Annotated in this window: 23 protein-coding genes and 1 pseudogene; 8 read left to right on the forward strand and 16 right to left on the reverse strand. The window is 49.2% G+C overall.

Features of this window, described 5'->3' with window-relative positions:
- Positions 1-5 precede the first annotated feature (5 nt).
- Both FEK30_RS09695 and FEK30_RS09700 read right to left on the reverse strand, forming a co-directional pair.
- Entirely contained in the window at positions 6-1,013 is a 1,008-nt protein-coding gene (locus FEK30_RS09695; protein ID WP_012306566.1) for a PhoH family protein, read from the reverse strand.
- 131 nt (positions 1,014-1,144) lie between these two features.
- Complete coding sequence (locus tag FEK30_RS09700) at positions 1,145-1,864, reverse strand: response regulator transcription factor (RefSeq protein ID WP_030007285.1); 720 nt, start codon at positions 1,862-1,864, stop codon at positions 1,145-1,147.
- A gap of 849 nt (positions 1,865-2,713) precedes the next feature.
- Between FEK30_RS09700 and FEK30_RS09705 the strand changes: the two genes are divergently transcribed.
- Together FEK30_RS09705 and FEK30_RS09710 are read left to right on the forward strand one after the other, a co-directional pair.
- Complete coding sequence (locus FEK30_RS09705) at positions 2,714-3,106, forward strand: hypothetical protein (RefSeq protein ID WP_138073076.1); 393 nt, start codon at positions 2,714-2,716, stop codon at positions 3,104-3,106.
- A gap of 136 nt (positions 3,107-3,242) precedes the next feature.
- Positions 3,243-4,268, forward strand: coding sequence for an IS5 family transposase (locus FEK30_RS09710; protein WP_138071033.1), 1,026 nt, complete (start codon positions 3,243-3,245; stop codon positions 4,266-4,268).
- Between the two features lie 229 nt (positions 4,269-4,497).
- On the opposite strand, the gene FEK30_RS09715 is transcribed toward FEK30_RS09710, so the two are convergent.
- The 3 genes and pseudogenes from FEK30_RS09715 to FEK30_RS09725 all read right to left on the reverse strand — a co-directional run bounded on the left by FEK30_RS09715 (position 4,498) and on the right by FEK30_RS09725 (position 7,000).
- Positions 4,498-5,376: an IS982 family transposase gene (locus FEK30_RS09715; RefSeq protein WP_138071026.1), complete on the reverse strand. Its 879-nt coding sequence runs from the start codon at positions 5,374-5,376 to the stop codon at positions 4,498-4,500.
- Positions 5,377-5,626: 250 nt separating this feature from the next.
- A pseudogene (locus FEK30_RS09720) lies at positions 5,627-6,188 on the reverse strand (Uma2 family endonuclease).
- Positions 6,189-6,274: 86 nt separating this feature from the next.
- Complete coding sequence (locus FEK30_RS09725) at positions 6,275-7,000, reverse strand: WecB/TagA/CpsF family glycosyltransferase (protein ID WP_138073077.1); 726 nt, start codon at positions 6,998-7,000, stop codon at positions 6,275-6,277.
- Between the two features lie 197 nt (positions 7,001-7,197).
- On the opposite strand from FEK30_RS09725, the gene smc reads away from it, so the two are divergent.
- The gene (gene smc / locus FEK30_RS09730) at positions 7,198-10,827 is read left to right on the forward strand and encodes a chromosome segregation protein SMC (RefSeq protein ID WP_138073078.1); all 3,630 of its coding nucleotides are present in this window, start codon (positions 7,198-7,200) and stop codon (positions 10,825-10,827) included.
- A gap of 413 nt (positions 10,828-11,240) precedes the next feature.
- On the opposite strand, the gene FEK30_RS09735 is transcribed toward smc, so the two are convergent.
- From FEK30_RS09735 to FEK30_RS16765, 4 genes are all read right to left on the reverse strand, one after another.
- On the reverse strand, positions 11,241-11,804 hold the full coding sequence (locus FEK30_RS09735) for a YqeG family HAD IIIA-type phosphatase (protein WP_012306742.1): 564 nt from the start codon (positions 11,802-11,804) through the stop codon (positions 11,241-11,243).
- A gap of 31 nt (positions 11,805-11,835) precedes the next feature.
- A complete protein-coding gene (locus FEK30_RS09740) occupies positions 11,836-12,480 on the reverse strand; it encodes a class I SAM-dependent methyltransferase (RefSeq protein ID WP_138073079.1) in 645 nt (214 codons plus the stop codon).
- Between the two features lie 82 nt (positions 12,481-12,562).
- Entirely contained in the window at positions 12,563-13,000 is a 438-nt protein-coding gene (locus FEK30_RS09745; protein WP_012306744.1) for a BLUF domain-containing protein, read from the reverse strand.
- Positions 12,952-13,149: a hypothetical protein gene (locus FEK30_RS16765; RefSeq protein ID WP_168191140.1), complete on the reverse strand. Its 198-nt coding sequence runs from the start codon at positions 13,147-13,149 to the stop codon at positions 12,952-12,954. Before FEK30_RS16765 ends, FEK30_RS09745 begins: the two co-directional genes overlap by 49 nt.
- Before the next feature lie 51 nt (positions 13,150-13,200).
- Between FEK30_RS16765 and FEK30_RS09750 the strand changes: the two genes are divergently transcribed.
- Complete coding sequence (locus FEK30_RS09750; protein ID WP_030006234.1) at positions 13,201-14,058, forward strand: Tab2/Atab2 family RNA-binding protein; 858 nt, start codon at positions 13,201-13,203, stop codon at positions 14,056-14,058.
- 44 nt (positions 14,059-14,102) lie between these two features.
- On the opposite strand, the gene hslO is transcribed toward FEK30_RS09750, so the two are convergent.
- From hslO to lpdA, 4 genes are all read right to left on the reverse strand, one after another.
- Positions 14,103-14,999 carry an Hsp33 family molecular chaperone HslO gene (gene hslO, locus FEK30_RS09755; RefSeq protein ID WP_138073080.1) on the reverse strand — a complete coding sequence of 299 codons (897 nt, stop codon included), beginning with the start codon at positions 14,997-14,999 and terminating at the stop codon, positions 14,103-14,105.
- A 101-nt stretch (positions 15,000-15,100) separates the two neighbouring features.
- Positions 15,101-16,417: a PrsW family glutamic-type intramembrane protease gene (locus FEK30_RS09760; RefSeq protein WP_065710457.1), complete on the reverse strand. Its 1,317-nt coding sequence runs from the start codon at positions 16,415-16,417 to the stop codon at positions 15,101-15,103.
- A gap of 120 nt (positions 16,418-16,537) precedes the next feature.
- Entirely contained in the window at positions 16,538-16,735 is a 198-nt protein-coding gene (locus FEK30_RS09765) for a hypothetical protein (RefSeq protein WP_012306748.1), read from the reverse strand.
- Between the two features lie 134 nt (positions 16,736-16,869).
- The gene (lpdA, locus tag FEK30_RS09770; protein WP_138073081.1) at positions 16,870-18,306 is read right to left on the reverse strand and encodes a dihydrolipoyl dehydrogenase; all 1,437 of its coding nucleotides are present in this window, start codon (positions 18,304-18,306) and stop codon (positions 16,870-16,872) included.
- 508 nt (positions 18,307-18,814) lie between these two features.
- Here lpdA and FEK30_RS09775 point away from each other — a divergent pair.
- On the forward strand, positions 18,815-19,279 hold the full coding sequence (locus tag FEK30_RS09775) for a hypothetical protein (protein WP_138073082.1): 465 nt from the start codon (positions 18,815-18,817) through the stop codon (positions 19,277-19,279).
- Between the two features lie 121 nt (positions 19,280-19,400).
- Here the strand turns inward: FEK30_RS09775 and FEK30_RS09780 are convergent, their stop codons facing one another.
- Positions 19,401-19,928, reverse strand: coding sequence for a GIY-YIG nuclease family protein (locus FEK30_RS09780; protein ID WP_168191141.1), 528 nt, complete (start codon positions 19,926-19,928; stop codon positions 19,401-19,403).
- Positions 19,929-20,033: 105 nt separating this feature from the next.
- Between FEK30_RS09780 and FEK30_RS09785 the strand changes: the two genes are divergently transcribed.
- Both FEK30_RS09785 and argJ read left to right on the forward strand, forming a co-directional pair.
- The gene (locus tag FEK30_RS09785) at positions 20,034-21,200 is read left to right on the forward strand and encodes a DUF58 domain-containing protein (RefSeq protein WP_138073083.1); all 1,167 of its coding nucleotides are present in this window, start codon (positions 20,034-20,036) and stop codon (positions 21,198-21,200) included.
- A 111-nt stretch (positions 21,201-21,311) separates the two neighbouring features.
- Positions 21,312-22,556, forward strand: a complete 1,245-nt coding sequence (argJ, locus tag FEK30_RS09790; protein ID WP_138073084.1) for a bifunctional ornithine acetyltransferase/N-acetylglutamate synthase — start codon at positions 21,312-21,314, stop codon at positions 22,554-22,556.
- Here argJ and sppA read toward each other — a convergent pair.
- On the reverse strand, positions 22,553-24,337 hold the full coding sequence (gene sppA / locus FEK30_RS09795; protein WP_138073085.1) for a signal peptide peptidase SppA: 1,785 nt from the start codon (positions 24,335-24,337) through the stop codon (positions 22,553-22,555). The genes argJ and sppA overlap by 4 nt on opposite strands.
- A gap of 37 nt (positions 24,338-24,374) precedes the next feature.
- Entirely contained in the window at positions 24,375-25,403 is a 1,029-nt protein-coding gene (gene fni, locus FEK30_RS09800) for a type 2 isopentenyl-diphosphate Delta-isomerase (protein WP_138073086.1), read from the reverse strand.
- A gap of 210 nt (positions 25,404-25,613) precedes the next feature.
- Here fni and FEK30_RS09805 point away from each other — a divergent pair, with 210 nt between their 5' ends.
- Entirely contained in the window at positions 25,614-26,513 is a 900-nt protein-coding gene (locus tag FEK30_RS09805) for a bile acid:sodium symporter family protein (protein ID WP_138073087.1), read from the forward strand.
- The last annotated feature ends 57 nt before the right edge of the window (positions 26,514-26,570 follow it).

The raw sequence follows: 26,570 nt of genomic DNA on the forward strand, positions 1-26,570 counted from the left end.
CCTTGCTACCCTCCTTTCGTTTGTCCCAAAGGCCGCCGTTTTTGGCTGGTCGTACCATGGCTCTCAAATCGATCATAGGCGCTAACGATTCTCTGGACGAGGGGGTGACGCACAACATCAGCATCCGTCAGATAACAAAAGCCAATCCCTTCTACAGACTGGAGAATCTTACTCGCCATAATCAATCCCGAAGACTGATGACTCGGCAAATCCGTTTGGGTGATGTCCCCGGTGATCACCATCTTAGAACCGAAACCCAACCGTGTCAGCACCATTTTGAGCTGGGCTGGGGTCGTATTTTGGGCCTCATCGACGATCACAAAGGAATTGCTGAGGGTGCGTCCCCGCATATAGGCTAATGGTGCGATTTCAATGCGCCCTTTCTCCATTAGTTCAGGCAGTTTCAGCGGATCGATAAATTGGTAGAGGGCGTCATATAAAGGACGCAGGAAAGGATCAACTTTTTGTTGCAAGTCCCCCGGCAGAAAGCCTAGTTTTTCCCCAGCTTCCACCGCTGGCCGGGTTAGAATCAAACGCTCAACCTCATCCCGGAGCAGGGCTTGGACGGCTAAGACTGAAGCGAGAAAGGTTTTCCCGGTACCCGCCGGCCCAATGCCAAAGGTGATGTCATGTTTTTGAATGAGTTGGATGTATTGGCGCTGTCGAAATGTTTTGGCGCGGATATATTCGCCACGCCTGGTTTTTCCTAGGGTCTGCTTTTGGAGGTCTTGGTATTCTTCGACTTGATGGGTATCGATGGCATGGAAGGCCGTCAGGAGATCTGGTTGGGAGATGTGTTGGGCTGTTTCCCAAAAAGGTTGCAGAAAATAGAGCGCTTTAATGCAACGATTAACGGCCTTTTCGCGACCTCGCACCAGTAGCTCTTGTCCCCGTAAGACCACAGTTGTGCCGGTGTGCTGGGATAGAAATTTGAGGTTTTCTTCCTTGACGCCAGAGAGGGCGATCGCACTTTCTAGGCTGGGGAGTTGAATGGTTTGCGAGGTTTCACTCATGGGCAAAGCAAAAAAATAGACCAGCCTTAATTATAGGCAGCAGAGGGAAGAGAAAAGACCAAGATAGGGTTTCGGCCCCTCACTTTTGGGGGGTCTTTTCCTGTCAGATGACGCTACAGACTGGGCACTGATCAGCGGGTTTCGCTAAAGGAGTTTAATGTTGTTTCAAACATATAGCCCACACCCCGCACAGTTTTGATGGGGTTTTCTTGCTGCATGAGGTTGTCAAGTTTGCGACGAATTTGTCCGATATGGACATCTACGACCCGTTGATCGCCTAGGTAATCGTAGCCCCACACTGCTTGAATCAGTTCTGAGCGCCGCCAAACTTTGTTCGCATTTTTCGCGAGGAAGTGGAGCAGGTTGAATTCTAGGGCCGTTAGGTTGACGGGTTCTCCCTTGACAGCGACCACATGGCGCATCGGGTCAATGTTTAAATCGGCAAAATCTAGGCTTTGGTCTTGGGCTGGGGGGGCAACGGGCGATCGCTGACGGCGGAGGATCGCATGGACACGATGTTCAAGCTCAATAATGTCAAAGGGTTTAGTCAGGTAATCATCTGCCCCTTGGGTAAAGCCTCGTACTTTATCGGTCGCATCGGTGCGACTGGTCAGAATCAACACGTAAGTATCCTTCGACTCCTGCATTTGCTCACAAAGGGCATAGCCGAGGGTATCTGGCAGATTAATGTCGAGGATTACCAGGTCAGGACTAAAGGATTGAAATGTTTCTTTAGCGGATTGTCCATCCGTCGCTGCTGCCACTGCATAACCTTTCTGCCCGAGAAATCGAACAATTAGTGTGCGAATTGCTGGATCATCATCAACAACTAAAATTTTGGCACCGGCCATAGACTCTTCAAGATACTTTCGGCGAATAGTAAATCAAGGCTTCAAACTAAAGCTTGTTTGATTAGTGTGCGATCATATTCCTCCCTAACACATTATTTTAGTGTAATTCTGCGAAAAGTCTATGGCGATCGCCCTGAGCCGCCCCAGAGTTTTTTTTAAATTCAATTTGACCAGTGGGCAAGCCCTAAAAACGGCCTGAAGGGAGCCAGAACATAAAAAGCAACTTTTGCTGCTTCCCCAATCCCCACGATGACTTTCCGAAGTAGAAAATTTTTCCTTCTTCTTTTTTTGGGGAACCTCGATTAATTGCTTTTTTGACGATTTTTTGAGCCTGAAACAACGAGGATACGTTGCCGATCTGGCGAAATTTTGAATTTTTCGAGGTTCCCTTTGATAATTTTAGACAACCTTTGCCTATCAAATTAATTGTGTTAGAAAAAAGATGCATCACTAAGCTTTCAAAATTGAGACTTCAATTTATCCCAAGAAGTTAGAGGCAGACTAGATTCAGACTACTAAACGAAGGTCGTCAATACCCCTTTTGTTTATGCAATACTTATTCACTATTTTTGAGTATTGAAACATATCTTGAACTTTTATTTAAACTACGTAGTCATGCTTTCTCAAATATTGTTATCATTTAGGGGAGAGCATCAATATTTCAATCACTCAACCTCGAATTTTTCTCATCGTAAACATAAATAATTCATAACCAAAAGCATTGAGTACAACATTAAGCACCAACAAACCTAAGAGATGTGCTTTCAGCAAAAGTTCTTTTACAAAAAATTTTACTCAAACTGATCGCTCCAATATTGATCAATTAAGTCAAGGGATGGAGAAAGCAAAATGAATAAACTGTTTATAGCAGCCCTTAGTGGTCTATCATTTATCGTTGTTCAACAGGCAAAAAGTGAACCTGTATTCATTGATTTTGATTACCAGTATCGGTATGGTTATGAATATAATTACGACTATGATGACTATACCTATTACTACCACGCCAATGTCTACACCTATAGCGATGATTCGGTTGTATTCCCAGTCAAAGTACTCGTTAATGCTGCATGTCAACAACCACAATACCCCATTGTATTAGGCTCTGAAGCAGATATAAGCAACGGTACAGATGTCTTGATCGAAGAATCTAATGTCATTATTGATAATGATTTCAGTACAAATTGCTCTGCTTTTACAGAAAAAAATGTCCTGCTACTCTGGGAAGAAAACGAGATAAAATAGGCGTCCCTTCTGGTTTTTCTTTCTGTAAAGCTGTATTGTTTAAAAATAGATCTTAGGGGATCTCGAAAAATAGCTTGAAGCGAAGCAAGAATATGAGATCATAGATACCAAAGTATCGCCAAAGCAGTGTCTCAAGATGAGTCAATTAGGATTCTGGGATTGGGAAAAACGACATCAGTATTTGGAGGAGAAACAAGATATCCTCGTCAAGCTCAATGAATGGATTCCTTGGGAAGAATTTAGAGAGATTCTCAATCAGGTTCAACCAAAAGAGAGAAAAAGTAAGGCGGGCAGGAAAGCAATAGATCCCGTACGAATGTTCAAATTGCTGATACTGCAAAGGCTCTACGGTATTAGTGATGAAGCTCTAGAATATCAAGTCAATGACAGGCTATCATTCATGAAGTTTGTCGGTTTGGGCATCGAAGATAAAGTACCAGATGCGACAACAGTCTGGCTATTTAGACAAAAGCTAGTAGAGCAAAAGCTAGCGGCAGCACTGTTTGAGAAATTTGAAGGCTATTTGCAAAAACAAGGATATCAAGCAGAAGAAGGACAAATAATTGATGCAACACTCATCCCAGTACCGAGACAGCGCAATCGTCGGGAAGAGAATGAAGTAGTGAAATCAGGCAAAATTCCCGAAGACTGGAAAGATAAGCCCAGGAAAAAGCGACAGAAGGATTGTGATGCTCGCTGGACAAAGAAAAATCAGGAGAATCACTTTGGCTACAAGAACCACATCAATGTCGATGTGAAATATAAACTCATCAGAAAATATGCAGTGACAGCAGCTTCAGTGCATGACAGTCAAATGTTTGCGGCAGTCTTGGATGGCAGTAATAGAGGGGATGGCATCTGGGCAGACAGTGCTTACCAAATCCAAGTACGGGAAAGAGTATTAGCACTGATGGGTATGGACAGTCATATTCATGAGAAGGGGAACCGTAATCATCCCCTAAGTGAGACACAAAAAGCCAGAAATAAAGAACGCTCTCATGTCCGTTCGAGAGTGGAGCATATCTTTGGTACTTTTGTGACCTCTATGGGGGGCAAGATGGAAAGGGTGATTGGTCATGCTCGTATTGAGACACAAATTGCCCTGAAGAACTTAGCCTACAACTTCCGACGGTACGTCTACTTGCAGCAATCTTGTGCCTAAAATCAAAAAAAATGGAGGCAAATAGGGTGAATTGACAACATCATATGAGCAAATATTTTTGCTTTTATGCTGTGACTGATAGTTTTTCTCAAAGCCTATCCATTTTTTGAAAATTTCGAGGTTCCCGGAAGAGGCTAACGAATTTTATTGATAAAAAAAATATAGTTGCATTAGTAATTGTAGGAGTTTTAGTTCAAGTTATTTTTTTGTTGATAAACGTGAGTTCGGGTTAAGCCGAAGGCTGTAATGCCCAGTCTAACTGTAGCGAGGGCTTTTTCGGCTGATGGCAGTAGGCGATTAAGCCACAAAGTATATTCACAAAGCAATTCACCGGACTACGATGGCGGGAATGCTCAATTTGTGAAATATTCTTTAACTGGTCAATCACTGTCTCAATAATGAAGCGCTTTCTCGATAATAATTTATCTGTCAAACGCATTAATCTGTTCTTCATGTTGCGTTTTGGCTTCGCAAAAAACTCAATCCCATAGGTTTCCCGTAACTTCTCCGTTAACGGTTGAGAAACGTAGCCTCTGTCTGCAAAGACTTTGCCAAATAATTGCTGCACTAACTCCTCTACGGGTTTTCTGTCATCTACATTACCTGCGGTGATTTGAACATTGAGCAACTCTCCCAGTTCATTGACCACTAAATGAAGCTTAAAACCATAGAACCAACCCACGGAAGTTTTGCCGAGAGCCACAAGACCATCAAAGACCTTGTGACTGTGAATACGCCTACTGTGACAGACTTTTAGGCTTGTCGCATCAATGAAACTGATACCTGTGCAGCTCCCGAAACAATGCTTTAAATACACACATAAAGGCACAATCGTCGAAGGTATCCACTCGATAAAACGCTGATAGCTGACGAGGTGTGGAAAGGCTTCTCGCCAATGTTGACAAACATACTTTTCGTAGAAATGTTTGAAATTACGGTAGGATTCGCGATGAAAGGAGATCAAGATTGTCAGAATTTCGCTGAGGCATAAACGACGGGAGCGAAGTCGAGTCACTGTACCGCCTTGAATTAACTCTTGATGCCAGAGAGGCTCAAAGATTTGACAGAAGTCATCCACATTACAGAAAAGTTCTTCTAGACTAGACATGGGGTGAGTAGATTGGTTTAGTTTGGACACTTCCAGACTACTCTACCCCTCTTCCCTTATCCCGAACTCACGTTTGATAAAGAGATTATTTAAACTTTCATGATCTTAGAAGTACAGTTTCTATAAATAGATTCGTAGAGTGCATTAATGAAATGCAATGCGTTTTTTTGATGCTTGCATTTTTAGATTATGCTGCATCGCAAACCAAGAAAAGACAAAGGCTAATTAACTCTAAAAAGAGGATTCTAAATTAGATCATTTTTAGCCAATGAAAAATCTGATCGACACTGAGCTTGATATCTAAACTCTGGTAAGACAGGAACCTCTTGATCCCCTTGGAATAAGATGGGTTGTTGCTGGGGTTCTAAAAACAAAATACTAAGATCATCTGGGTCAATAAACCATCCCAAACGACTGCCATGTTCCAGGCAATAGAGAATATTACCAAGAACCTTATTCGCTCTTTGGTCTGGGGAAAGAATTTCGATCGTCCAATCTGGTGCGAGATCAAAATTATCGGGAACGCTGCCAGTTGCGGTAAAGGGAATTCGATCCCACCGAAAAACTGCAATATCAGGCACGATGGAGCGTGTACCAAAGCTACATCTTAATTCAGGAAAAGCATAGGCAATTTTTTGGTCTTCTGCAACCTGATTAATCACAGCACAAAGCTTTCCTTGTAAACGGCTATGCCTTCCTTTTGGCATCGGCTTCTGAATGACTTCTCCATCAATATATTCGCTGGCAGGTGTTGTTTCTGGTTGCTGTAAAAAAGCTTGGAGGGTTAGTCTTTGGGCGAGGGTGTCTACCATACCAAGCACCTTGATTCGTTGATGATGTTTCTTTAATCCTACTCAATTCTGCAGATGTTGCTTTTGACTTCAAGCATTTGAATTGACTAAGACCACAAAGCACGCCAAACAAATTGCGGTAACGCCAACATCCGTCGCCAGCGCCAGGGTTCCTGATAAAGACGATAAAGCCACTCTAAATGGAGTTTTTGCCAAAGTTTTGGTGCCCGCTGTTTTACCCCAGCCCACACATCAAAACTTCCCCCTAGACCAATCCAAGTGCTGTGGGGACAGAGGTGACGATGCTCTTCGATCCAAAATTCCTGTTTCGGGACACCGAGGCAAGTGAAAATAAGTTGGGGTTGTAACTGTTTAAGTTGACCTTGCCAGTCCGCTGCCATTTCTGGGGTGAGATAGCCGTGCTGGGTCGTGATATCTAAATCAGGATAACGTTTGAGCCAATTTTCCTTTGCTTGGTCGGCAATCCCAGGGGAGCCACCAAAAAAGATGACGCGCCAATCATGGGCCGCAGCCTGGGCTAACAGTTGTTCTGCGAGTTCGATGCCGGGTACTCGGTGTTGTTTTTTACCCTTGAGCTTGAGGTAGAGGACGATCCCTGCGCCGTCGGGAATAATCAAATCTGCCTGCTTAATCACCTTGGCGATCGCCTTGCTTTTTTCAGTCATCATCGCAATTTCGGCGTTGAGGGTGACCACGTGCGTTCCCTGATGGTGCTGGATCCGCTCAGTCAGCCATTGGCAATAGTTGGGGTGTAGATGTACCAACACCTGAAATACAGGGACACTCGGCAGAAAAGATTCAGCAGTCAACATAGACGAACGTCAACACCTTAGTGAAATAGACAAAAAATTAGGCGTCAAGATATAGCATCCACTCTAGCAGGCTATTGATCGCGCTTGTCTAAAGTTCTCAGGAAGATTTGGCGATCGCCACCGATAAAACACTTTGCCTGGGCAGTTAGACGCTAAAATTCTAACTCAACCTCTGTTTTGTCCCCCGTCCGGCGCTGATGGTACACATCAAGCAAATCGAGCTTTCCCACTTCAAATCCTTCGGTGGTACCGTCGCCGTGCCCCTACGTCCTGGTTTTACGGTGGTTTCTGGGCCAAATGGTTCGGGAAAATCGAATATCCTCGACGGCATTTTGTTTTGCTTGGGCCTCGCCAGTTCTAAGGGAATGCGGGCGGAACGATTACCAGATTTGATCAATCACAAACACAGCCAAGGGAAAGGTGCTGCCGAAACGGTGGTGTCGGTCACCTTTGATCTCAGTGATCTCGCCCAGCAATATCAAACGGAAGCCACAGAAGCCTCGGAATTAAAGGAATTTTTAGCGCAATTCCAGAGCCACGATTGGACGGTGACGCGCAAACTCCGGGTTACCAAAAGCGGCAGTTATGCCTCGACCTATTACATTAATGACCAGCCCTGCACTGCTACGGAACTCCACGAACAACTGAATCGCCTGCGTATTTACCCCGAAGGCTATAACGTCGTGCTCCAAGGGGACGTGACGCGAATTATTACGATGAACGGGCGGGAGCGGCGGGAAATCATCGATGAACTGGCGGGCGTGGCAGAATTTGACCGCAAAATTACCCAGACCAGAGAAACCCTCAATGCAGTCAAAGAACGGGAAGAAAAGTGCCACATCATTCGCCAGGAGCTAGAACGCAATTTAGAAAAACTGGCCGACGATCGCCTCAAGGCCGAACAATACCAACGGCTTAAAATTGACCTGGCCCGCCAGCAGCAGGAAGAAGTTCTTTTAACCTGGCGATCGCTCCAACTCCAGGAAGAAAAACTGCAACGGGATCTCGCCAGCAGCGCCCAGGAACGCACCCAGTTAACTCAAACTCTGAATGCTTTGGATGGGGAAATTTTTCAGACTGGTCAAATCCTAGAAAGTTTAAACGCGAAGGTAAAAGCCCTGGGGGAAGATGAACAACTTTCGGTTGCGTCCAAACTCGCCACCCAAAAAGCCAAACGGCACCAATGGGGCCAACGGCAAACGGAATTAGAGGAAGACCAACGGCGATCGCTCCAGCTCCACCGCCAACTTTTAGCAACGGTGCAAGTCAACCAACAACAACTGCTGCGCCTCGAAGAAGAAAAACTCACCCTCCAGGAAGAAACCCTCCCCCAACACCAGGCTGCCCAAGCCGCTGCCGCAAAGATCCTCCAGGACAGTCGCCAACGGGCCGATGAGTTAGCCAGTTCTTCGGAAGCTTGGGTACAGGAACAGGCGGCGATCGCCAAGGAAATTCAAGGCATCCAGGATCAACTCAATCCCCAACGCACCGAACAGGCCCTCCTGCAAGAACGCCTTAGCCAGCTTCAGCAAACGATTACCAGCCAAACTGAGCAAATTACCCAACTCAGCGCCGATATTACTCAACAGGAAACGGAATTAGCCACGGCCCAAACGGAAATTACCCGTCAGCAGGAAACCATCCAAACCCTTGCGACACAATTCGCCCAACTGGAAGAAAGTCGCAAACTCGACCAGGAAACCGGCGATCGCCTCCAGCGAGAACAACGGGACAAACAACGGCAACTCGATCAACTCGAAGCCCGTTCCCAGGCTCAACAGGAAGCCCAGGGCACCTACGCGACGAAGGTGATTTTGAACGCCAATTTACCCGGTGTCCATGGTTTAGTCGCCCAACTGGGCCAGGTGAAAAAAAATTACCAACGGGCCTTGGAAATTGCCGCTGGGGGTCGCCTCGGTTATCTTGTCGTTGAAGATGACGAAACGGCGGCGACGGGGATCAAACTTCTGAAAAATCAACGGGCAGGCCGGGCCACCTTTTTACCTTTGAATAAAATTCGCGCCCCGAAATTGCCCACGAACACCATTCCCCGCTACGCCCAGGGCTTTGTTGATTTCGCCGTTAACCTGATCCAATGCGATCGCCGTTATCTAGATATTTTTCGCTACGTCTTCGGCAGCACCGCCGTCTTTGAAAGCCTTGATCTCGCCCGGAATTTCATGGGGCAAACCCGCATCGTCACCCTTGATGGCGAACTCCTCGAAACCACAGGGGCGATGACCGGGGGCAGTCTCTCTCAAAAATCGACCCTCCATTTCGGCAGCATGGCCACGGGGGATTCAGCAGAAATTATTGCTCTGCGGGAACGACTCGAAGAAATTGAGCACCTACTGCGCTACACCGAAAATGCCCTCCTCGACAAAGGCGATCGCCTCCAGGATCTCAGCCAACAACTGACCCAAGCCCGCCAACGGGAACGGGAAGCCCAACTGCACCAGGCGCAACTCACGAAATCCCTCGAAAAATTACGCCCCCAACTGGAGCAAACCCAACAACAGCAACAGCAGTCTCAAAACGAATTGGCGATCGCCGAAACCCACCTCGAAGATCTCACCCAGACAATTCCGCAACTCGAACAACAATTAGCGGCTCAACAACAACATCTAGCCCGGCTCGAAGCCCAGCAAACTCACCGGGAGTGGCAAGAAATCCAACAGGAAATCAAAGCCCAGGAAGTGACCCTCCAAGCGGCTGCCCAGACCCTCAACGGCACCCAACAAACGATCCAAGACCGCGACGCCCAGCTAATTCGTCTCAGTGAAAAATTAACCAACGACGAACAACGACTCCAGGAAACCCAAACCCAACTAGAAGATCTCCAAGGGCAAATCGCTGTTATCCAAACCCAACTCGATCAAATTGATACCGAAATTCAAACCACTGAAACCCTGCTGGCGGAACTCTCTGCCCAGATGGGCGATGTAAAAAAACAACGGGATCAGGCGGAAATTCAGCTCAAAAATCTCCAAAAACAGCACCAAGATAGCCAATGGCGTCTAGAAAAACTCCAAACCCAGCAACAGGAACGGGCGCAACAGCTCGAAAAACTGCAACAACACCTCCAAGCCCAAGAAGCCGAACTGCCGCCAGATCTTGATCCCGCCCATCTGATCCTGGAAGTAGTACCCGAAAAACTCGACCAAGCCCTCCAGGAGATTACAGAACAGATTGAGAAACTGCAGCGGGCCAGCCGTCGCACCCAAAAGAAAATCGAAGATCTCGAACCCGTGAATATGCTCGCCCTCAAGGAATATGAACAAACCCAAATTCGTCTGGGGGAGCTATCTGAAAAATTATCCACCCTCGAACAAGAACGCCTCGAAGTCTTGGCTCGCATTGAACGCTTTACCACGCGCCGTTTCCAGGAATTCAAAAAAGCCTTTGACGCCGTCAACGAAAATTTCCAAAAAATCTTTGCCACCCTTTCCGACGGTGATGGCTACTTACAACTTGATGACCCAACGGATCCCTTCGCCGGGGGCCTAAATTTGGTGGCTCACCCCAAGGGTAAACCTGTGCAGCGCCTCAGTTCCATGTCGGGGGGGGAAAAATCCCTCACGGCCCTATCGTTTATTTTTTCGCTTCAACGTTATCGTCCCTCTCCCTTCTATGCCTTCGATGAGGTGGATATGTTTTTGGACGGGGCGAATGTGGAGCGTCTTTCCAAGATGATTAAGCAGCAGGCGGCCCAGGCGCAATTTTTGGTGGTCAGTCTACGGCGGCCGATGATCGAAGCTTCCCAGCGCACCATTGGTGTCACCCAGGCCCGGGGTGCCTATACCCAGGTTTTAGGGATTCAATTGTGATGCTTTTTGGAACTTTGTCAGGGCTATTTTTAGTGCCCATTTAATAGACAATCACCCATCATTAGAAGGTAAAAATCAAGAAATCTGGATTGCGGAATAGGTATTTAAACTTAGTTGGTGAAATAAGTCTATCTTTAGCTAGTTGCGCTTTTTGGAATATTGATAAATGTTTTCTTTGGTTTCAGTCTGTAACGATTTTCGCTGAAAACCAGAAGAAACGTTGTTATTCTACCCAAAACAGACAAAAAATCGATCCCCTGAGGAATCGACCCGAACGAAACAAGTTGAAAAGAATTTTAGTAGTTTATTATGTTGGGATCTATATATATCAGGTGATCCCTTGTTATATTTTCTGTAAAAGATTATGCCTGATGATTGCCAATCTCAACAGATTCGTAACATTTTTTTTATATTTATCGAGGTTTACTTTTGTGGCCTTTTGTAAAGGTTTGTTTCATGTCATCAAAGGAGGCCCCAAGGAATTTTGAAATCCAGACTTCGATATTCCGCACTGGGTTTTGGCGTGTCGCCACGAGGGGATCAATCATCGGCTCCACCAAAATCGTAAATAAACCCAAGCGATTGCCAGCGAGGACATCTGTAAAAAGGCGATCGCCAACCATCGCCACTTCTTGGGGGCGCAGATCCATGGCATCCATCGCTTTACGGAGCTTTTTCCGAGATGGTTTTTTCGCCCCGAACAAATAAGGTAACTCCAGGGACTCGGCAATCCGCCCAATGCGTTTTTGGCTGAGGTTATTGCTCACGAGCCAAATATCCGCCACTCGTCTGACTTGGGTCACCCACTCCAGCACATCATCTGAGGCATAGCTCTGGCGCATCGAGACCAACGTGTCATCCACATCGAGGATCAAACCCTTTAAACGGTGATGACGGATAATCTCTGGACTGAGATGCAAGATGGTTTTCCCTAAAATTAAGTTTGGCTCCAGTAAATTGGAATTAAATAGCGCCATAACACCTCAGTTGCTGTTGATTTCCAAGCTTTTATTTTAGCGGCTCACTTCCCGGTTTTCGGCTCTGGATCATCTGCAAACTTCCGCCTGCATACTGTTCTTGTTTATGGATTTCAAAGCCTGTGGCGGTGAGTTTTTCGGCTAAATCAGTTTTGATCAGCTGCCAGGCGGTCTCGGTTTCAAAGAGAAACATGAACGTATAGAGACTGGGAACGAAAAAAGGGTTGGTCGGCTGGTGTAAATCGATAAAGGTAAAAATGCCGCCGGGCTTAAGAACACGGTACACTTCCTGGAAAATTTGGCTCAGTTGCGTCGGGGTCATTTCATGGAGGGCGGCACTGGTATGAACCAGGTCAAACTGCTGATCCGGCAGGGGCATTTTTTCGGCAGGGGCAACGACGTAATTCGCCTGGGGGACATTTTTTTTCGCCCGTTCAATGGCGAGGGGGGAAATATCAAGCCCGGTGACGTCGTCGCTATATTGGGTGAGAAATTGGGTGGTTTGGCCAGCACCGCAACATAAATCGAGGATTTTTAGGTTTTTGTCTCCGGTTAAGCCCTGGAGAGCAAGGTTCCGAAAACGGGTCTCACCACCGACAGTTAGGGCCGCGAGGCGGGAAATGGTGTCGTAAAGCCATTGATAACGGTAGCTGAGAGTCCGGAGAAAGGTAGCCATGGCGATCGCCTCGGAAAAATATCGTCAAAAAATGCATAGAGTCCAGAACATAAGCTAACAAAGAATCCCCGACGCTGCCGCGCTATTGCTGGATGCCTCCCTGGTGATAGAGGGCTGTGATTTCTCGCAAAAAATTAAGGCTCTGGGGGCCGGTCATCGAAACGGGCGAAAAGGTCTCTGAATGGGAATATTTCAGGATAATCTGCCGCACTTCGTCTTGATTATTCAGTTGCAACACCTTCATCGACCAGATCCCAAAGTCGCGCTGGTCAATTTCTGAAAACTCGATTAATTCGGCGTTGGTGTGGCGCGAATCTAGCAAAATGCGATTGTAAGTTTCACTAATAGCCCGCCGACTCCCTTCCAAAATTTGTAAAAACATCAAATCGCCAAAGGCTAACATCCCCGTAATTCCAGCTCGACGATTGTTAAACTCCGATTTTTGCAAAATTTCGATGAGATCGCGGTACTCTAGCTCGGCGATCGCCTGGCTAACGTAAATAAGTCGATAAAGCGCCATGGTTTTGTGTTTCCACCCCGAAATAACGTGTATAAGACTACCAAAAAAAATTCATCTCCGGCGGTGATCAAGAAGGCGATCGCCTGGTTACTCCCCAGCTCAAGGACGGCTCTTGGGGAAAATGCAACCCCTGGAATTGAATAAAGCAAGGTCAATGGGGCAAAATCAGTAATGGTTTAGTTGTGTAGTTGAGATTTACCGTGACTATTTGGGAACTTGATTTTTATTCGCGCCCGCTTTTGGATGACAACGACAAAAAACTGTGGGAAATCCTCATCTGCGAAACCCCCACCCGCATCCAGCAGGATCCGACGACCCTTTTCCGTTACAGTGAATTTTGCAGCAACACCGATGTAAATTCGATCACCCTCAAGACGGCCATCGAAAAGGCGATCGCCACCTCCGGCCAAAGCCCCACCAAGATCCGCTTCTTTCGCCGCCAGATGAATAACATGATCACCAAAGGTTGCGAAGATGCAGGCATTCCCGCCGCCCCCTCCCGTCGCACCTATACCCTAATGACCTGGATCACCCAGCGGGAACAGGAAGTCTATCCCCAGGAAGCCAACTACGACGAGAAATCCGCCAAATCTAGCTCCGTCCAATATCCCGCCCTTAATGCGATCGCCCTCCCCGATGCCGTCCGGGGGGATAAAGGAGACAAATGGGCGATCGTTTCCCTCGAAGCTAGCGCCTTTAGTGATTTTGACGAATGGGACATTGCCTTTGGCGAACCCTTTCCCCTGACCCACCTCGACCCCACGACAAAGATCCCCGGTCTTTTGATTTTTTCTCCTAGGGCTGTCCCCCTCGCTGGTTGGATGTCTGGCCTTGAACTCGGATTTCTTCATCTCCAAAAAAATCCCCGCAGTAGCCTCGTCCTCGAAACAGGGGTGAGCGACAGTTGGATCGTCGCCGACCTACCCAACGCCCAAACCCTCAAAGAAGCAGAATCATTTGAAGCCGCCAAAAAAGCCGCAGCAGGAATTCATTTCCTTGCTATCCAAAAAAGCCCCGACGAAGAACAATTTGCCGGGTTTTGGATGCTCCAGGCATAATCCTTAAAATTCTTCCTTAGAAAACTTTCCCTAGAAAGCCTTCTCTAATGGGCATCAGCCTTTAATTCCTCAACCAAGCGACTCAGGTGATCCACATCAGCATGGTACACCTCGTTGCAGAAATTGCAGGTGGCCTCTGCCCCGTTATCTTTTTCGATCATATCCAGCAACTCATCCTGGCCCAACATTTTCAGGGCACCCATCATCCGCTCAAAGGTACAGCCGCAGTCAAAGCGCACCATTTGTGTCTCTGGGAAAATGTTGAGGTCTTCATCGCCGAGGAGATCCTGAAAAATATCATGGAGAGACTTGCCCTGCTGCAATAATGGCGTAAAGCCCGATAATTGTCCCAGACGACTTTCTAGTTTGGCGACTAAACTCTCGTCACGGGCTGCTTTCGGTAAGATCTGCAGCAAAATTCCCCCAGCGGCGGTTACCCCCTCTGCACCGACAAAGACTCCCACTAACAACGCCGAAGGGGTTTGTTCCGAGGTTGCTAAATAATGGGTAACATCATCGCCAATCTCCCCAGAAACCAACTCTACCGTACTGGAGTAAGGATAGCCCCGGCCAAAATCTTTTACCGCATAAAGAAACCCTTTGCCCACAGCGCCGCCCACGTCTAACTTTCCCTTTGCATTCGGGGGTAACTCCACGCCTGGATTTTGTACATAGCCCCGCACGGTACCATCTGGGCCAGCATCCACCAATAATCCCCCCAGGGGGCCATCGCCTTTGATGCGCAGATTGAGGCGCGCTTCCTGTTTTTTCATACTTGAAGAAATCAACAGGGCCGAAGCCATGGTGCGACCTAGGGCAGCCGTCGCCACATAGGATAATTTATGGCGTTGTCGGGCTTCCTCAGTGAGGTTCGTGGAAATAACGCCCACTACCCGAATGCCATTGTCTGCTGCGGTACCACGAATGAGTTGATCTGCCATAGGTCTAGGAAAAGTGAATTTTTGTAAATTCTATTATGGCAACTCCTCCGTCACAAAATCGTGGTGGGGGTCGGAGATTCTCGTTTTAGATTTAGGCAAAACTATTTCGCAATGCGGGTGGCAAAATTTTCTGCGCGGGTAGGAGAAAGGGCACGGGCCTTGAGGATTGCCGCAGCAAGGAAAGCATAGGAGAAAACCCCCACCACCGCCAACAGGATACTACTGAAGGAGCCGACGGTATTCCAAAGGGCATGGAGTAACGAGGAGGTAAGGCAACCAATAATTAGGATCTGTACAGACTTTGAAGGTTTGAGGACACTGAGACCGATGAAATAACCGAAATAACCGCTGTAGGCCATGTGCCCAGCAACGGAACCGAGGATTCTGGGAATGAGCAGTTGTAAACCGAGTAATTCCCCTGTGCCGGGATCGACTTGAAGGGAAACTTCGTTAATGATGTTGGGGACGTACTGACCGAGGGTTTCAATCAGGGTAAAACCGACGGCGGAGGCTGCTCCAAGCAAAATACCATCGAGGGGTTCGGTGACGCCAATTTTTTCGCGACGTTTCGGGCCAAATAGGTTGCCAATGCCCATGGCGACGAAAATAGGAATTGCCTTCAAAATTTCTTCCATCAGGCCAGCACCAAAAAACATGCCGACGAAGAGCCGACCCACGCCATCAGCATCACTGATATTGCCCGGCAGAATGACTCGAAATACAAAAATGAATAAATCAACAACCGGGGTAACTAACATGAGGGCTGTAAGGAAGCCGGAACCAAGTATAACGATCCAAGCTTTACGCTTACCACAGAGTTGATAAATGTAGTAAAAAGCGGCCCCAGCAATATAGGTTCCCAGTAAAAAATTAAAGAGGCCAGGTGCGCCAATGGTGGCGAACATGAGGACGACAAAAATAACGGTGAGGATCCCCGGCACGAGATAGGCTTTGCTGGAGAGGTCTTTCCCGGTGGCGGCGATGGGAAAAAGTTGGGTCAGGGTGAGGTTGGAGTTGGGACTGACAATGGGGCCGGGGACAGGGATATGGGAACCGGGATCGAGGGGAGCCTGGGGATTGTGGCCTTGGCTCTGGAACTCGAAACTAAAGCTGGGGCCATTGTCTCCGAGGGTGAGGCGATCGCCTGCTTGCAGGATTCGTGAACCTTGTAACCGTTGACCATTGATAAAGGTGCCATTCGCACTGCCGAGATCAACGGCTTCCCAACCTTGACCCTGGGGGCGAATCAGAACGTGGCGACGAGAGACAACGGTGTAAAGATTGGGGTTGAGGGCAATCTGGCAACTGGGTTCGCGGCCAATGAGAATTTCTTGACGATGATCAAGGGAAAAATCGGGCAGCAGTGGGGCTTGAACACCGCCAGTAGAAATTTGGCGCAAAATACCAGAAGCTTGCATCGTAATAATTTTTTTCTAAAACGCAAAAGACGGAGGAGCGCCCCGCCTCAACTTTAGTTATAACGATAGATTGCCGGATCTTAAAGATATTTTTGTAAATTGATACGGGCTGTTGAATGCCTAGTCTTGGTTGGCACGGGTATCTTGGACGGCCCACAAAAAAGAGGCAATGGTCAGGGGAATACTGAGGGCCAGGATAATGGTGGTATTGGTCGCACCGAGATCGGGTTCGCCGGAACTGAGTTCAAACACGCAACCCACAGCGGCGATCGCAAAGACGCAGCATAGTAATAATAAAACACCACTTTTGGGGGTCATCGAAACCATGGTTTTATGCCTCAAAGATTTGGTTTAGGGGATTATAAAAAAGAGTGAGATAAGGGTAAAACAGAGGTTTTCCTTGAATCTATTCAGCGAACAACCCCTGTTTTGATGCCAAATTCTAACGTAATTTACGCGGTGACTTTCGCTCGCTTGTAGGCTTCGTCGAGAACTTCCGAGAGGGTCGGGTGGGCGTGGACGTTAAACGCCAATTCTTGGACGGGTTTTTTCTCGGCGATCGCATTGGCGGCCTCTTGGATCAGATCCGAAGCATGGATCCCCATAATGTGAACCCCCAACAATTCCCCGGTGTCCTTACGGTAGATAATCTTGGCGATGCCGTCGGTTTCTTTTTCAGCGAGGGCTTTAGAATTTCCTTTGAAATAGGTTTTTGCCGTGGCAATTTCAAAACCACCCGCAGCGGCGGCTTCCTTCGCTTGGGGTTCGCTCATCCCCACATAGCTAATTTCTGGGTGGGTAAACGCTGCTGCCGGAATCGCGGCATAGTCAACGGTCATGGCATTGCCGATCATATTTTCGACGGCCACAACCCCTTGACCAGAGGCGGCATGGGCCAGCATCATTTTCCCGGTGGCATCGCCCACGGCCCAGAGGTGGGGCACAGGTTGGCCGTCTTTGGTCACCTGCATTTTGTCGTTTACCCCAATGAAACCCCGGCGGTCTGTTTCTACACCAACGGCATCTAAGCCGAGGTTTTTTGTGGCGGGGACGCGCCCGGTGGCGACCAGGCAAGCATCCACCTCCAGGTTTTCGACGACTTCCTTGGTTTTTGCGTCGGTGAGTTCGATCTTAACCGGGGAACCAGGGATAACTTTCGTGGCAAAGACGCCAGTATAGGTTTCGATGTCACGGCTATCAATTAAGGCGCGTTTTGCTAGTTTCGCAATCTCTGGGTCAAAGCCAGGCATCAGATCATCGAGGGCTTCGATCATCGTAATTTCGCAACCGAGAGCGGTGTAAACATCAGAAAATTCGAGGCCGATGTAACCGCTTCCAATAATCGCCACCCACTGGGGCAGGGTTTCTAAACGGACGGCATCGTCGCTAGTGAAAACGGTTTTGCCATCGACTTGGATGCCGGGGGGGACAAAGGGTTTCGAGCCAGTGCAAATCATAATTTCTTTGGCGGTGATGTTTTTCACACCGTCTTCGCCAATGACACAGACTTTCTGGACGCCGTCAATTTTTCCCCAACCGCGAATAATATCGACATTCAAACGCTTGAGGCTATTGGTGAGGTCGCTTTGGATTTTGTTCACCAAATCGGTAGCATGGGCGGCGATCGCCTCACGACTAAAATCAACCGCACCAACATTAATACCCATCTCGCTGAGGTGCTTCTGGTCGCGCATTTCCCGGACTTTCCCGGAGGCAGCCAACAGCGCTTTAGACGGAATGCAACCACGATTGACGCAGGTACCGCCCATGTCTGCGGCTTCAACGATGGCCGTTTTTAGACCACATTTCACGGCATGGAGCGCGGCACCGTGGCCACCGACCCCCGCGCCGATAATCACCAAATCATAATCAAACTGTGTTTCACTCATGAAGTTTTAATGCTCTTACTCAGCCAATTTGCTTGTGTTAGCTTATCGTGACGTTTTCCCGATGCTGAATCAAGATTACAGCACGGGCTTCTCGCCTCATGGGTGAACTCTTGCGCACCCCGGCTACTGAGAAGTTCCTGCTTCGTTGCCATCCCTACGGATTCGGCTCCACAGGCTTAATCGATGCGTCCCACCGATTTGCTTGGAGGTATTCAATTGCTTAATACGTTTCACGTAGGTCGCACTGTTCACCAATCAAGCATTTTGTCTTGAGAGTACGTTTGTGTCGATACGCAAGGTCGCCACCAGTTTTGGCTCGATAACGGGATTCACCCCATTGCCACTATGTATGATCGTATCATTAACGATTCCACGTTGTTCCGTCGTTGTGTTCCCTATCCCGACCTCACCTCAGCCATTTCCCCCTAAAGCCCTACAGGGTGATCGCCCCCCTCGAATTCCGGTAGTTGTACAATCACAGCTTTCTCATTTCCCATTCCCTAAAATAATGTTGCTTTCTCCCTCGAAAAAATTTTTAATCCTTGTTCTGGCCTCGTTATTGCTCCTCCCTATGCCAGCGGCGATCGCTACGCCCATTGATCCCTGCCTGCTGCGGGAAGAAAGTTTTGGCTTTACCATCGATGACTATGCCATTGAGCACCAAGATTGGGCAATTCTCAATATCGCTGTCGATTTTCGCTACGTTGACCAACCCACAGCCCAGCGGTCAAACTACATTAATTTTGTGCCCCTCGCCGCTGAAATCGAACGTTTTCTACGGGAATACCCCAACGAAACAGATTACTGGGAAATTATGAACCGGAATTTAGCCGAATCTATTTTTGCAGATCATCCCCAGATGAGCGCTTTGAAAGTCAAATTAGACATTGCTAAAAGTTCTGGAGAAGAACCCTATTCTCGCCATAGTGTTGTTTCCCTCACCCGTGATCAGGGTTGCCCCTTGACGCAATAAATCCAAAAGTGAGTATTTAACTTGTGGGATCTATTACTTCCGGTGTGATGTCAATACCTAATACTTAAACAGCACTATCCACAATTCTTGATCGCTATATTTTTCGCAGTTGTAGCCGCCATTATTTCAGGTCTAGGAGCCCCTGTTCCTTGAGCTTGGGCTGAAAGCGGAGGTCAATTTTGAGGCCCCGCCCGATTAGGTATTCTTTGATGGTTGCTTCCCGCTGGCGAGCATAGTTTTTCAGGTGTTTGACCATCTCTAATTCGGTGCTTTGCTGGAGGGCTTCCCGTTCTGCTGGGTTCAAGTTTTCTTTAATGTCGATGGGTTGCGTCCAGAGGGATTCCGTCTCGCCGTTGCCAGTGGGCACGGTGCCATTTTCTGTTAACCAAGCAGCCCGCATTTCCTCTAGAAGAGTCCGGCTGGGGCGATCGCACTGGAAAATTTTCACCCAATGGCATTGTTCCGGACAACGAATAAGGTGCTGCTGCAAGCTTTTGGACACATCACGGGAATAACCGACATAGCAGAGGGTCTGGCTCCCATCGAAGATCCCATAGAGGCCAATCTTGCCCCCTAGGGTCGGGGCGATCGCCCCATCAGCATCAATATAGGGCAGAAAGTCTAACTCAGCGAGTTTGGGCAAAGACATAGACAATTGGGAACAATGGAAAGGGGCATTACTATTGATCCTAGGTAAGGCCGTCCCCCGGCGAGGGGCGATCGTAAACATCCTTAATGGTTTTCTCTTCAACCTATGGCACAACCGCAGCATAATTTTTACCTCAGCCTCGAACGACGTTGGGTCGCTCCCGCCTATGGGGGTGGCATTTTATTTGTCATTGCCCTCTGTTTTTTCGGGGCCGCCACAAATACGATGGCGGGCTGGCTGTATGTTCTCAGCGGTACGATCCTCGCCATTTTATGTTTAGGGGCAATCCTGCCAGTGCGAGCCTTGAGGCAACTTGAAATTCGGCGATCGCCCACGGCCCCGGTTAGCGTTGGGGAAGTTTTAAGCATTCATCTAACCTTGACCAATGACAGTAAAAACGCCAAAACCCTCATTGCTGTCACAGATCAAATTTCGTCTGGCTTGGGGGCACCCCGGCGGACAGTCCTAGAAACCCTCTCACCCCAGGAAAGTTTAGATTGGGTCTACGAGCTAGATGCCCAAAAACGCGGTGTATTTCAGTGGGAGGGAGTCGAGTTGCGCACCGCAAACCCCTTGGGCTTGTTTTGGTGTCGGCGGCGGCGTTCAGTACCGGGCCGGGTTGTGGTTTATCCGCAAATTTTTCCCCTGAGTAGTTGCCCGATCATTGACCACATCGGCAGCGAAGACAGCACCAAATTTCAGAGTGAAAATCTCTATCAAAACGCCACCGAAGGGATGACGAAGGCGATTCGGAACTACCGGATGGGCGACCCAATGCGGCTGATCCACTGGCGCAGCAGTGCCCGTTTTGGGGAATTTAAGGTACGAGAACTAGAAATTACCACGGGCGGCGAAGAACTGATTATTTGCCTGGATTATCATTTTGCTTGGGAGGCTGATAGTTTTGAACAGGCAGCCAGTGCAGCAGCGTCTCTCTATTTTTATGCCCGGCGATCGCAACTGAATGTAAAATTTTGGACAGCCCAGAGTGGCCTACTCAACAGCCGCGCGACGATTCTCGAAGCCCTTGCCCGGATTAATCCTGAGCCATTGGGAGAAAATACGTCTCTATCCCGTCCGGAAGGTTCATTATTGTGGTTAACCCAAAACCCCCAAACGCTCCTGGAGCTAAACCCTGGCAACCGCTGGATCTTTTTCCAAGGAGCGCCTGAACAGACGGTGACCGGGGGCCATTGTCCGGGTCTCATCGTTAATCCCATCGATCCTCTACCCCAGCAGCTACAACGGCAAAGCGATCGCCTTTTGTCCTAGGGCAATCCCAAGCAAACCAGGGCAGCGTGAGCAATTCTCCACAATTGCCGCGAAAAATCCCGGAGGCCCCCTGTATAATGGCTTGCAACCCATCTAGCGTTGACGAAAACCATGGCAAATTGGCACAAAATTTCTGGCAGTGTGACGGCTCCCAAGGGCTTCCGGGCCGCAGGGATCACCGCCGGACTCAAACCTTCGGGGGCACCAGACCTGGCGCTGATTGTTTCTGACACCGAAGCGATTACCGCCGGGGTGTTTACCCAGTCAGAAGTGCGCGCCGCCTGTGTTGATTATTGCCGTCAACGCCTCCAGGAAAAACCCAGCAGTCGGGCGATTTTGTGTAATTCTGGTCAAGCCAATGCCGCCACTGGAGAAGCCGGTTGGCAAGATGCGATCCAGTCGGCCCAGTGGTTAGGGGAAGCCCTCAATGTCCCTCCAGAAAGTATTTTGCTGGCCTCCACAGGGGTGATCGGTCAACGGATCAAGATGGCTGCCCTAGAAACGGGAATCCCCCAGGTGGTATTTGCCCTTTCCCCAGAGGGAGGCGATGCAGCAGCCCAGGCGATTATGACCACGGATCTTGTGCCAAAGGCGATCGCCCTAGAAACAGAAATTGAAGGGCGGCCTGTGCGGATCGGCGGCATTTGTAAAGGCTCCGGGATGATCCACCCCGACATGGCGACAATGCTAGGCTTTATCACCTGTGATGCGGCGGTTTCGACACCACTGTGGCAAGGGATGTTGAGCCGGGCCGTGGCCAAAAGTTTTAATCAAATCACCGTCGATGGCGACACCAGCACCAACGATTGCGTCATTGCCCTGGCCAACGGTCAGTCCCGCACCACGGCGATCACCGATCCCCAGTCCAAAAGTGCCCAACAACTAGAGGCGATGCTCACGGAAGTGTGCCAGTATCTCGCCAAGTGCATCGCCAGAGATGGGGAAGGGGCCACCTGTTTAATGGAAATTCAAGTGTCTGGCACCGTAGATGATCAAGCGGCCCGGAAAATTGCCCGTACCATTGCCGGATCATCTTTGGTGAAATCAGCGATTTTTGGGCGAGATCCTAACTGGGGCCGCATCGCCGCCGCTGCTGGCCGGGCTGGGGTGACCTTTAACCAAGAAGATCTGCAAATTTCCCTGGGGGATTTTCAGCTTATGGACCAGGGACAACCTCTTTCTTTTGATCGGGCAGCAGCCAGTCAATACCTCGTGGATCGTGCTGCCGGAGCCTATCTCACAGACGATACGGTGTTGATTGCTGTTTGTGTGGGCAATGGCTCAGGTAAAGGTACGGCCTGGGGCTGTGACCTCAGCTATGACTATGTGCGCATTAACGCCGAATATACGACCTAATCGATCTGGGGTTGCCAGGGCATGAGGGCATAGACCTGCTTGGGATCATTGAGCGATCGCCATAGTTTGATGCTGGCCTGGAGCCGGAGCCATTCTTGGGAGAGGGGATCGCTCGCTTCGATCTGAGCCCCAAATAGATTACTAAAAATTTCCTCTTCCCAGGTTTGGGGCCGGGGATATTCCTTAACGGTAAAATCTTCCCCTAATTCTGCGGTGTCCACGGCATAGGCGATCGCCGCCGATAGCCCCCCCAACTCATCCACGAGCCGAATCGCCTGGGCATCTTCCCCAGACCAGACCCGTCCCTGGGCAATTTGGCGCACCTCAGCTTCCGTAAGACCCCGCGCCGCACTGACCCGGTCTAAAAATTTGCCGTAAATATCATTGACAAAGTTCTGAAAGATCGCCATTTCCGCTTCGGTTTTCGGGCGAGATGCCGTGCCTAAATTCGCCAATTCCCCCGTTTGGACGCTATCCCAGGTGAGGCCATTATTATTCCCGATGGTTTGGATATTGGGCAAAATACCAAACACCCCAATCGAGCCAGTAATGGTATTGGGCTGGGCAAAAATGCGATCGCTTTCGGTGGCAATCCAATAGCCCCCAGAGGCTGCCAGATCCCCCATGGAGACAATCACAGGCTTGTCTGCCTCGCGGATCAGTTTCAATTCCCGCAGGATAATTTCTGAGGCGATCGCACTACCCCCAGGACTATTGATGCGCAGCACGACGGCTTTGACCTCAGGGTCCTGGCGCAACTCCCGCAGTTGTCGCGAGAGGGAATCCCCGCCAATGGTGTCCGGCGTCCCTTCCCCACCGACGATATTACCCTCGGCATAGACCACCGCCACGGTATTTTCTGAGGTGACTCCGATCTGGGCTAAATCCTGTTCCAGGCTATAATCGGCCAGATCCACCTGGGGTAAATCTTCATCAAGTTCTGTGCCCGTAAAGGTCTTGAGCTCCGCCAAGATTTCATCAAAATAGGCCAGGCGCGTCACCAATTGCTCCTGTTGGGCCACCTCTGGCAGAAGAATCCCTTGGGTGTCGGCCAGGCTCTGGGGTAGGGTCGCGGCAAAGGGGCGATCGCCAGCTACCGTATCTTTAAAATCTGTCCAGAGATCACTGAGCAGGGCCTCGGTTTGTTGGCGATTTTCAGGACTGAATTCTTCTTGGGTAAAGGGTTCTACAGCACTTTTATAATCACCGACCCGCACCACCTGCACCCCGATCCCATATTGATCCAGGGCTCCCTTAAGGAAAAGCTGCTCACTACCCAAGCCGTTCATTTCCAAAACCCCCAGGGGATTGAGCCAAATTTCATCGGCCAAGGAACTCAGGTAATATTCCCGCTCCGTCATTTCCACATCGTAGGCATAGATTTTCTTCCCGGCGGCTTTAAAGTCCTGGAGGGCTTGGCGCACTTCCCGCAGCGTGGCATAACCGTTCAAGCTATTTTGGCGACCATCGAGAAAGAGGCCCGTAATTTTGTCATCCTCGGCGGCGGCGCGGATACTTTCAGTGACATCCCGCAAACTGAGGGTTTCGGGAAAATCTCCGGCAATGACATTCCCAATGGAACTAGAGGGATCCCGGTCTTGGATGATCGTGCCCATGTTGAAGATCAAAATACTGTTTTCCTTGGGCCTGCCGCCACCTTCTTGGGCAGAAAAGAGGGCAATCAGGGCAATAAACGCCGATAAAGAGAGGGTCGATAAAAGGCTGAGGGCAATCAGGGTACCGAGGCAACTGCTAAAAACCTGTTTAAAAAAATCTTTCATGGTTGAGGCATTCGGGAGAGAGGTCTTAGTTTTTACCTTAGAACTTGTGCAGGCAATTCGCCCGTTGCAGTTGCTGAAAATTAGCATTGCCCGTACAAAACAGCACTGTCCGCAATTCCAGTAGCAGCAGTTCGACCCACTCGGCCAAAGCCTCTGGGGATTCACTCGCCGCCTTGAGAAAGGGTTGGGCATAGCCAACAAGATCAGCCCCCAGGGCGATCGCCTTGGCCCCATCTAAACCGTTCCGCAGGCCCCCGGAAGCAATGAGGGGAATTTCAGGATCGTAATGGGCGATCGCCGCGAGACAGTCCGCCGTAGGAATTCCCCAGTCCCCGAAGGTTTGCCCTAGATTGCGCAAAAGTTGGTTTGGCGATCGTGCCGCTTCTACTTTTGCCCAGGAGGTGCCACCTGCCCCAGCCACATCAATGACCTGCACCCCCACGTCCCAGAGACGCTGCACCATTTTAACGGAGATCCCATTGCCCACCTCCTTCGCGATTACAGGTACGGGCAGTTGGTGACAGACCTGTTCAATTTTGCCCAATAGCCCCTTAAAATTCGTGTCCCCCTGGGGTTGGATGCATTCCTGGAGGGGATTGAGATGGAGAATTAGCGCATCAGCTTCGAGCAAATCAACAATTTTGCGGCATTCCTCTACGCCATACCCGTAATTGAGCTGCACTGCCCCGATATTCGCAAATAGGAGAGCATCGGGGGCTTTTTGACGGACTGCAAAAGTAGCCGCCACCTCTGGTTTTTCGAGGGCGACCCGTTGGGAACCGACTCCCATTGCGAGCCGATGGGTTTGGGCAACTTCTGCCAAGCGAAAGTTAATTTGTTGAGCCTGGGCTGTGCCGCCGGTCATCGAAGAAATCAGAATCGGTGCACCGAGGCTTTTCCCTAAAAAGGAGGTATTCAAATCAATGTCGGCGCAGTCTAATTCAGGCAGACAGCAGTGCTCAAAACGGTACCGTTCAAAACCGGCGCGATTGTGGTGAAATTGGACATCTTCTTCGAGACAAATGCGGATGTGGTCGGCTTTACGAACTTGGGTGCTGTCAGTCATGGGTTAGGCAAGGTTTAAGCTCCCCAAATTGTACAGAATCCCTTCTGGGTTCTCGGCGTTAGGCAATGGATTGCAATATTTTTAAGCTGCCAGGGCGATGGGTCTGGCTTCACTGATGCGTCAAAGACTCCAGATTTATCTCCTAGAACAGGGGTAAGATCAGCCTAAAATTTCGAGTATTCCTTCGCCAAAGACCAATAACGATTCCAGATGAATGCCAATTTTCTGACTGCGGTGCTGCTCCCCCTAGCTCTTTTCGTGATTATGCTGGGCATGGGTCTGGGTTTGACCCCCACGGATTTTAAACGGGTCTTGGTTGAACCTAGGGGGGTGATTGTCGGGGCGATCGCCCAATTGTTACTGCTGCCCTTGGTGGGCTTTGGCCTCGCAAATTTGTTTCCCCTCACCCCGGAATTGGCCGTGGGGGTAATGGTACTAGCGGCCTGTCCTGGGGGATCAACGTCTAATCTAATTACCTATCTCGTGCGGGGGAATGTGGCCCTTTCGATTACCCTGACGGCGGTCAGCAGCTTGATCACAGTTTTTACCATTCCCCTGGTGATTAATGGGGCAATGCAATATTTTCTGGGGGCCAGCGCCACCCTCCAATTGCCATTCCTCAAAACGGTGATCCAAATTGCGGTGATTACCCTGATTCCCATTGGGATTGGCATGGTGCTCCATCGTTACGCCCCGAAATTTGCGGCCACGGTCGAGGGCTGTGTGAAATGGTTATCGCTTTTTTTCTTGGGTTTGGTCATTGCGGGTTTGCTGTTGGCAGAACGGGCCAATGTGGTGAGTTTCTTCCTCCAGGTGGGCTGGGTAATGTTGGCGCTCAATGTGACCATGATGTTTCTGGGTTATGCGATCGCCCTCGGCACGAAGCTGGATGGCCCCAGTGCGAAGTCTATTAGTGTAGAAGTGGGGATTCAAAATGGCACCTTGGCGATCGCCATTGCCAGTACCCCGACCCTTTTAAATGCGCCAACAATGGCGATCCCGGCCGCAATTTATTCTTTGCTGATGTTTATTACCAGTGCGGCCTTTGGTTGGTTGATCTCTCGTCAAACAACATTACCAAGGCCGACTAGCAGGGATTCTCGTCCCTAAAAAATATTTTGTTACAAGAACATAGAGCCAAGGCAACCAATCAATACAATGGTTCAA

Source organism: Picosynechococcus sp. PCC 11901 (assembly GCF_005577135.1).
GTDB lineage: Bacteria > Cyanobacteriota > Cyanobacteriia > Cyanobacteriales > MRBY01 > MRBY01.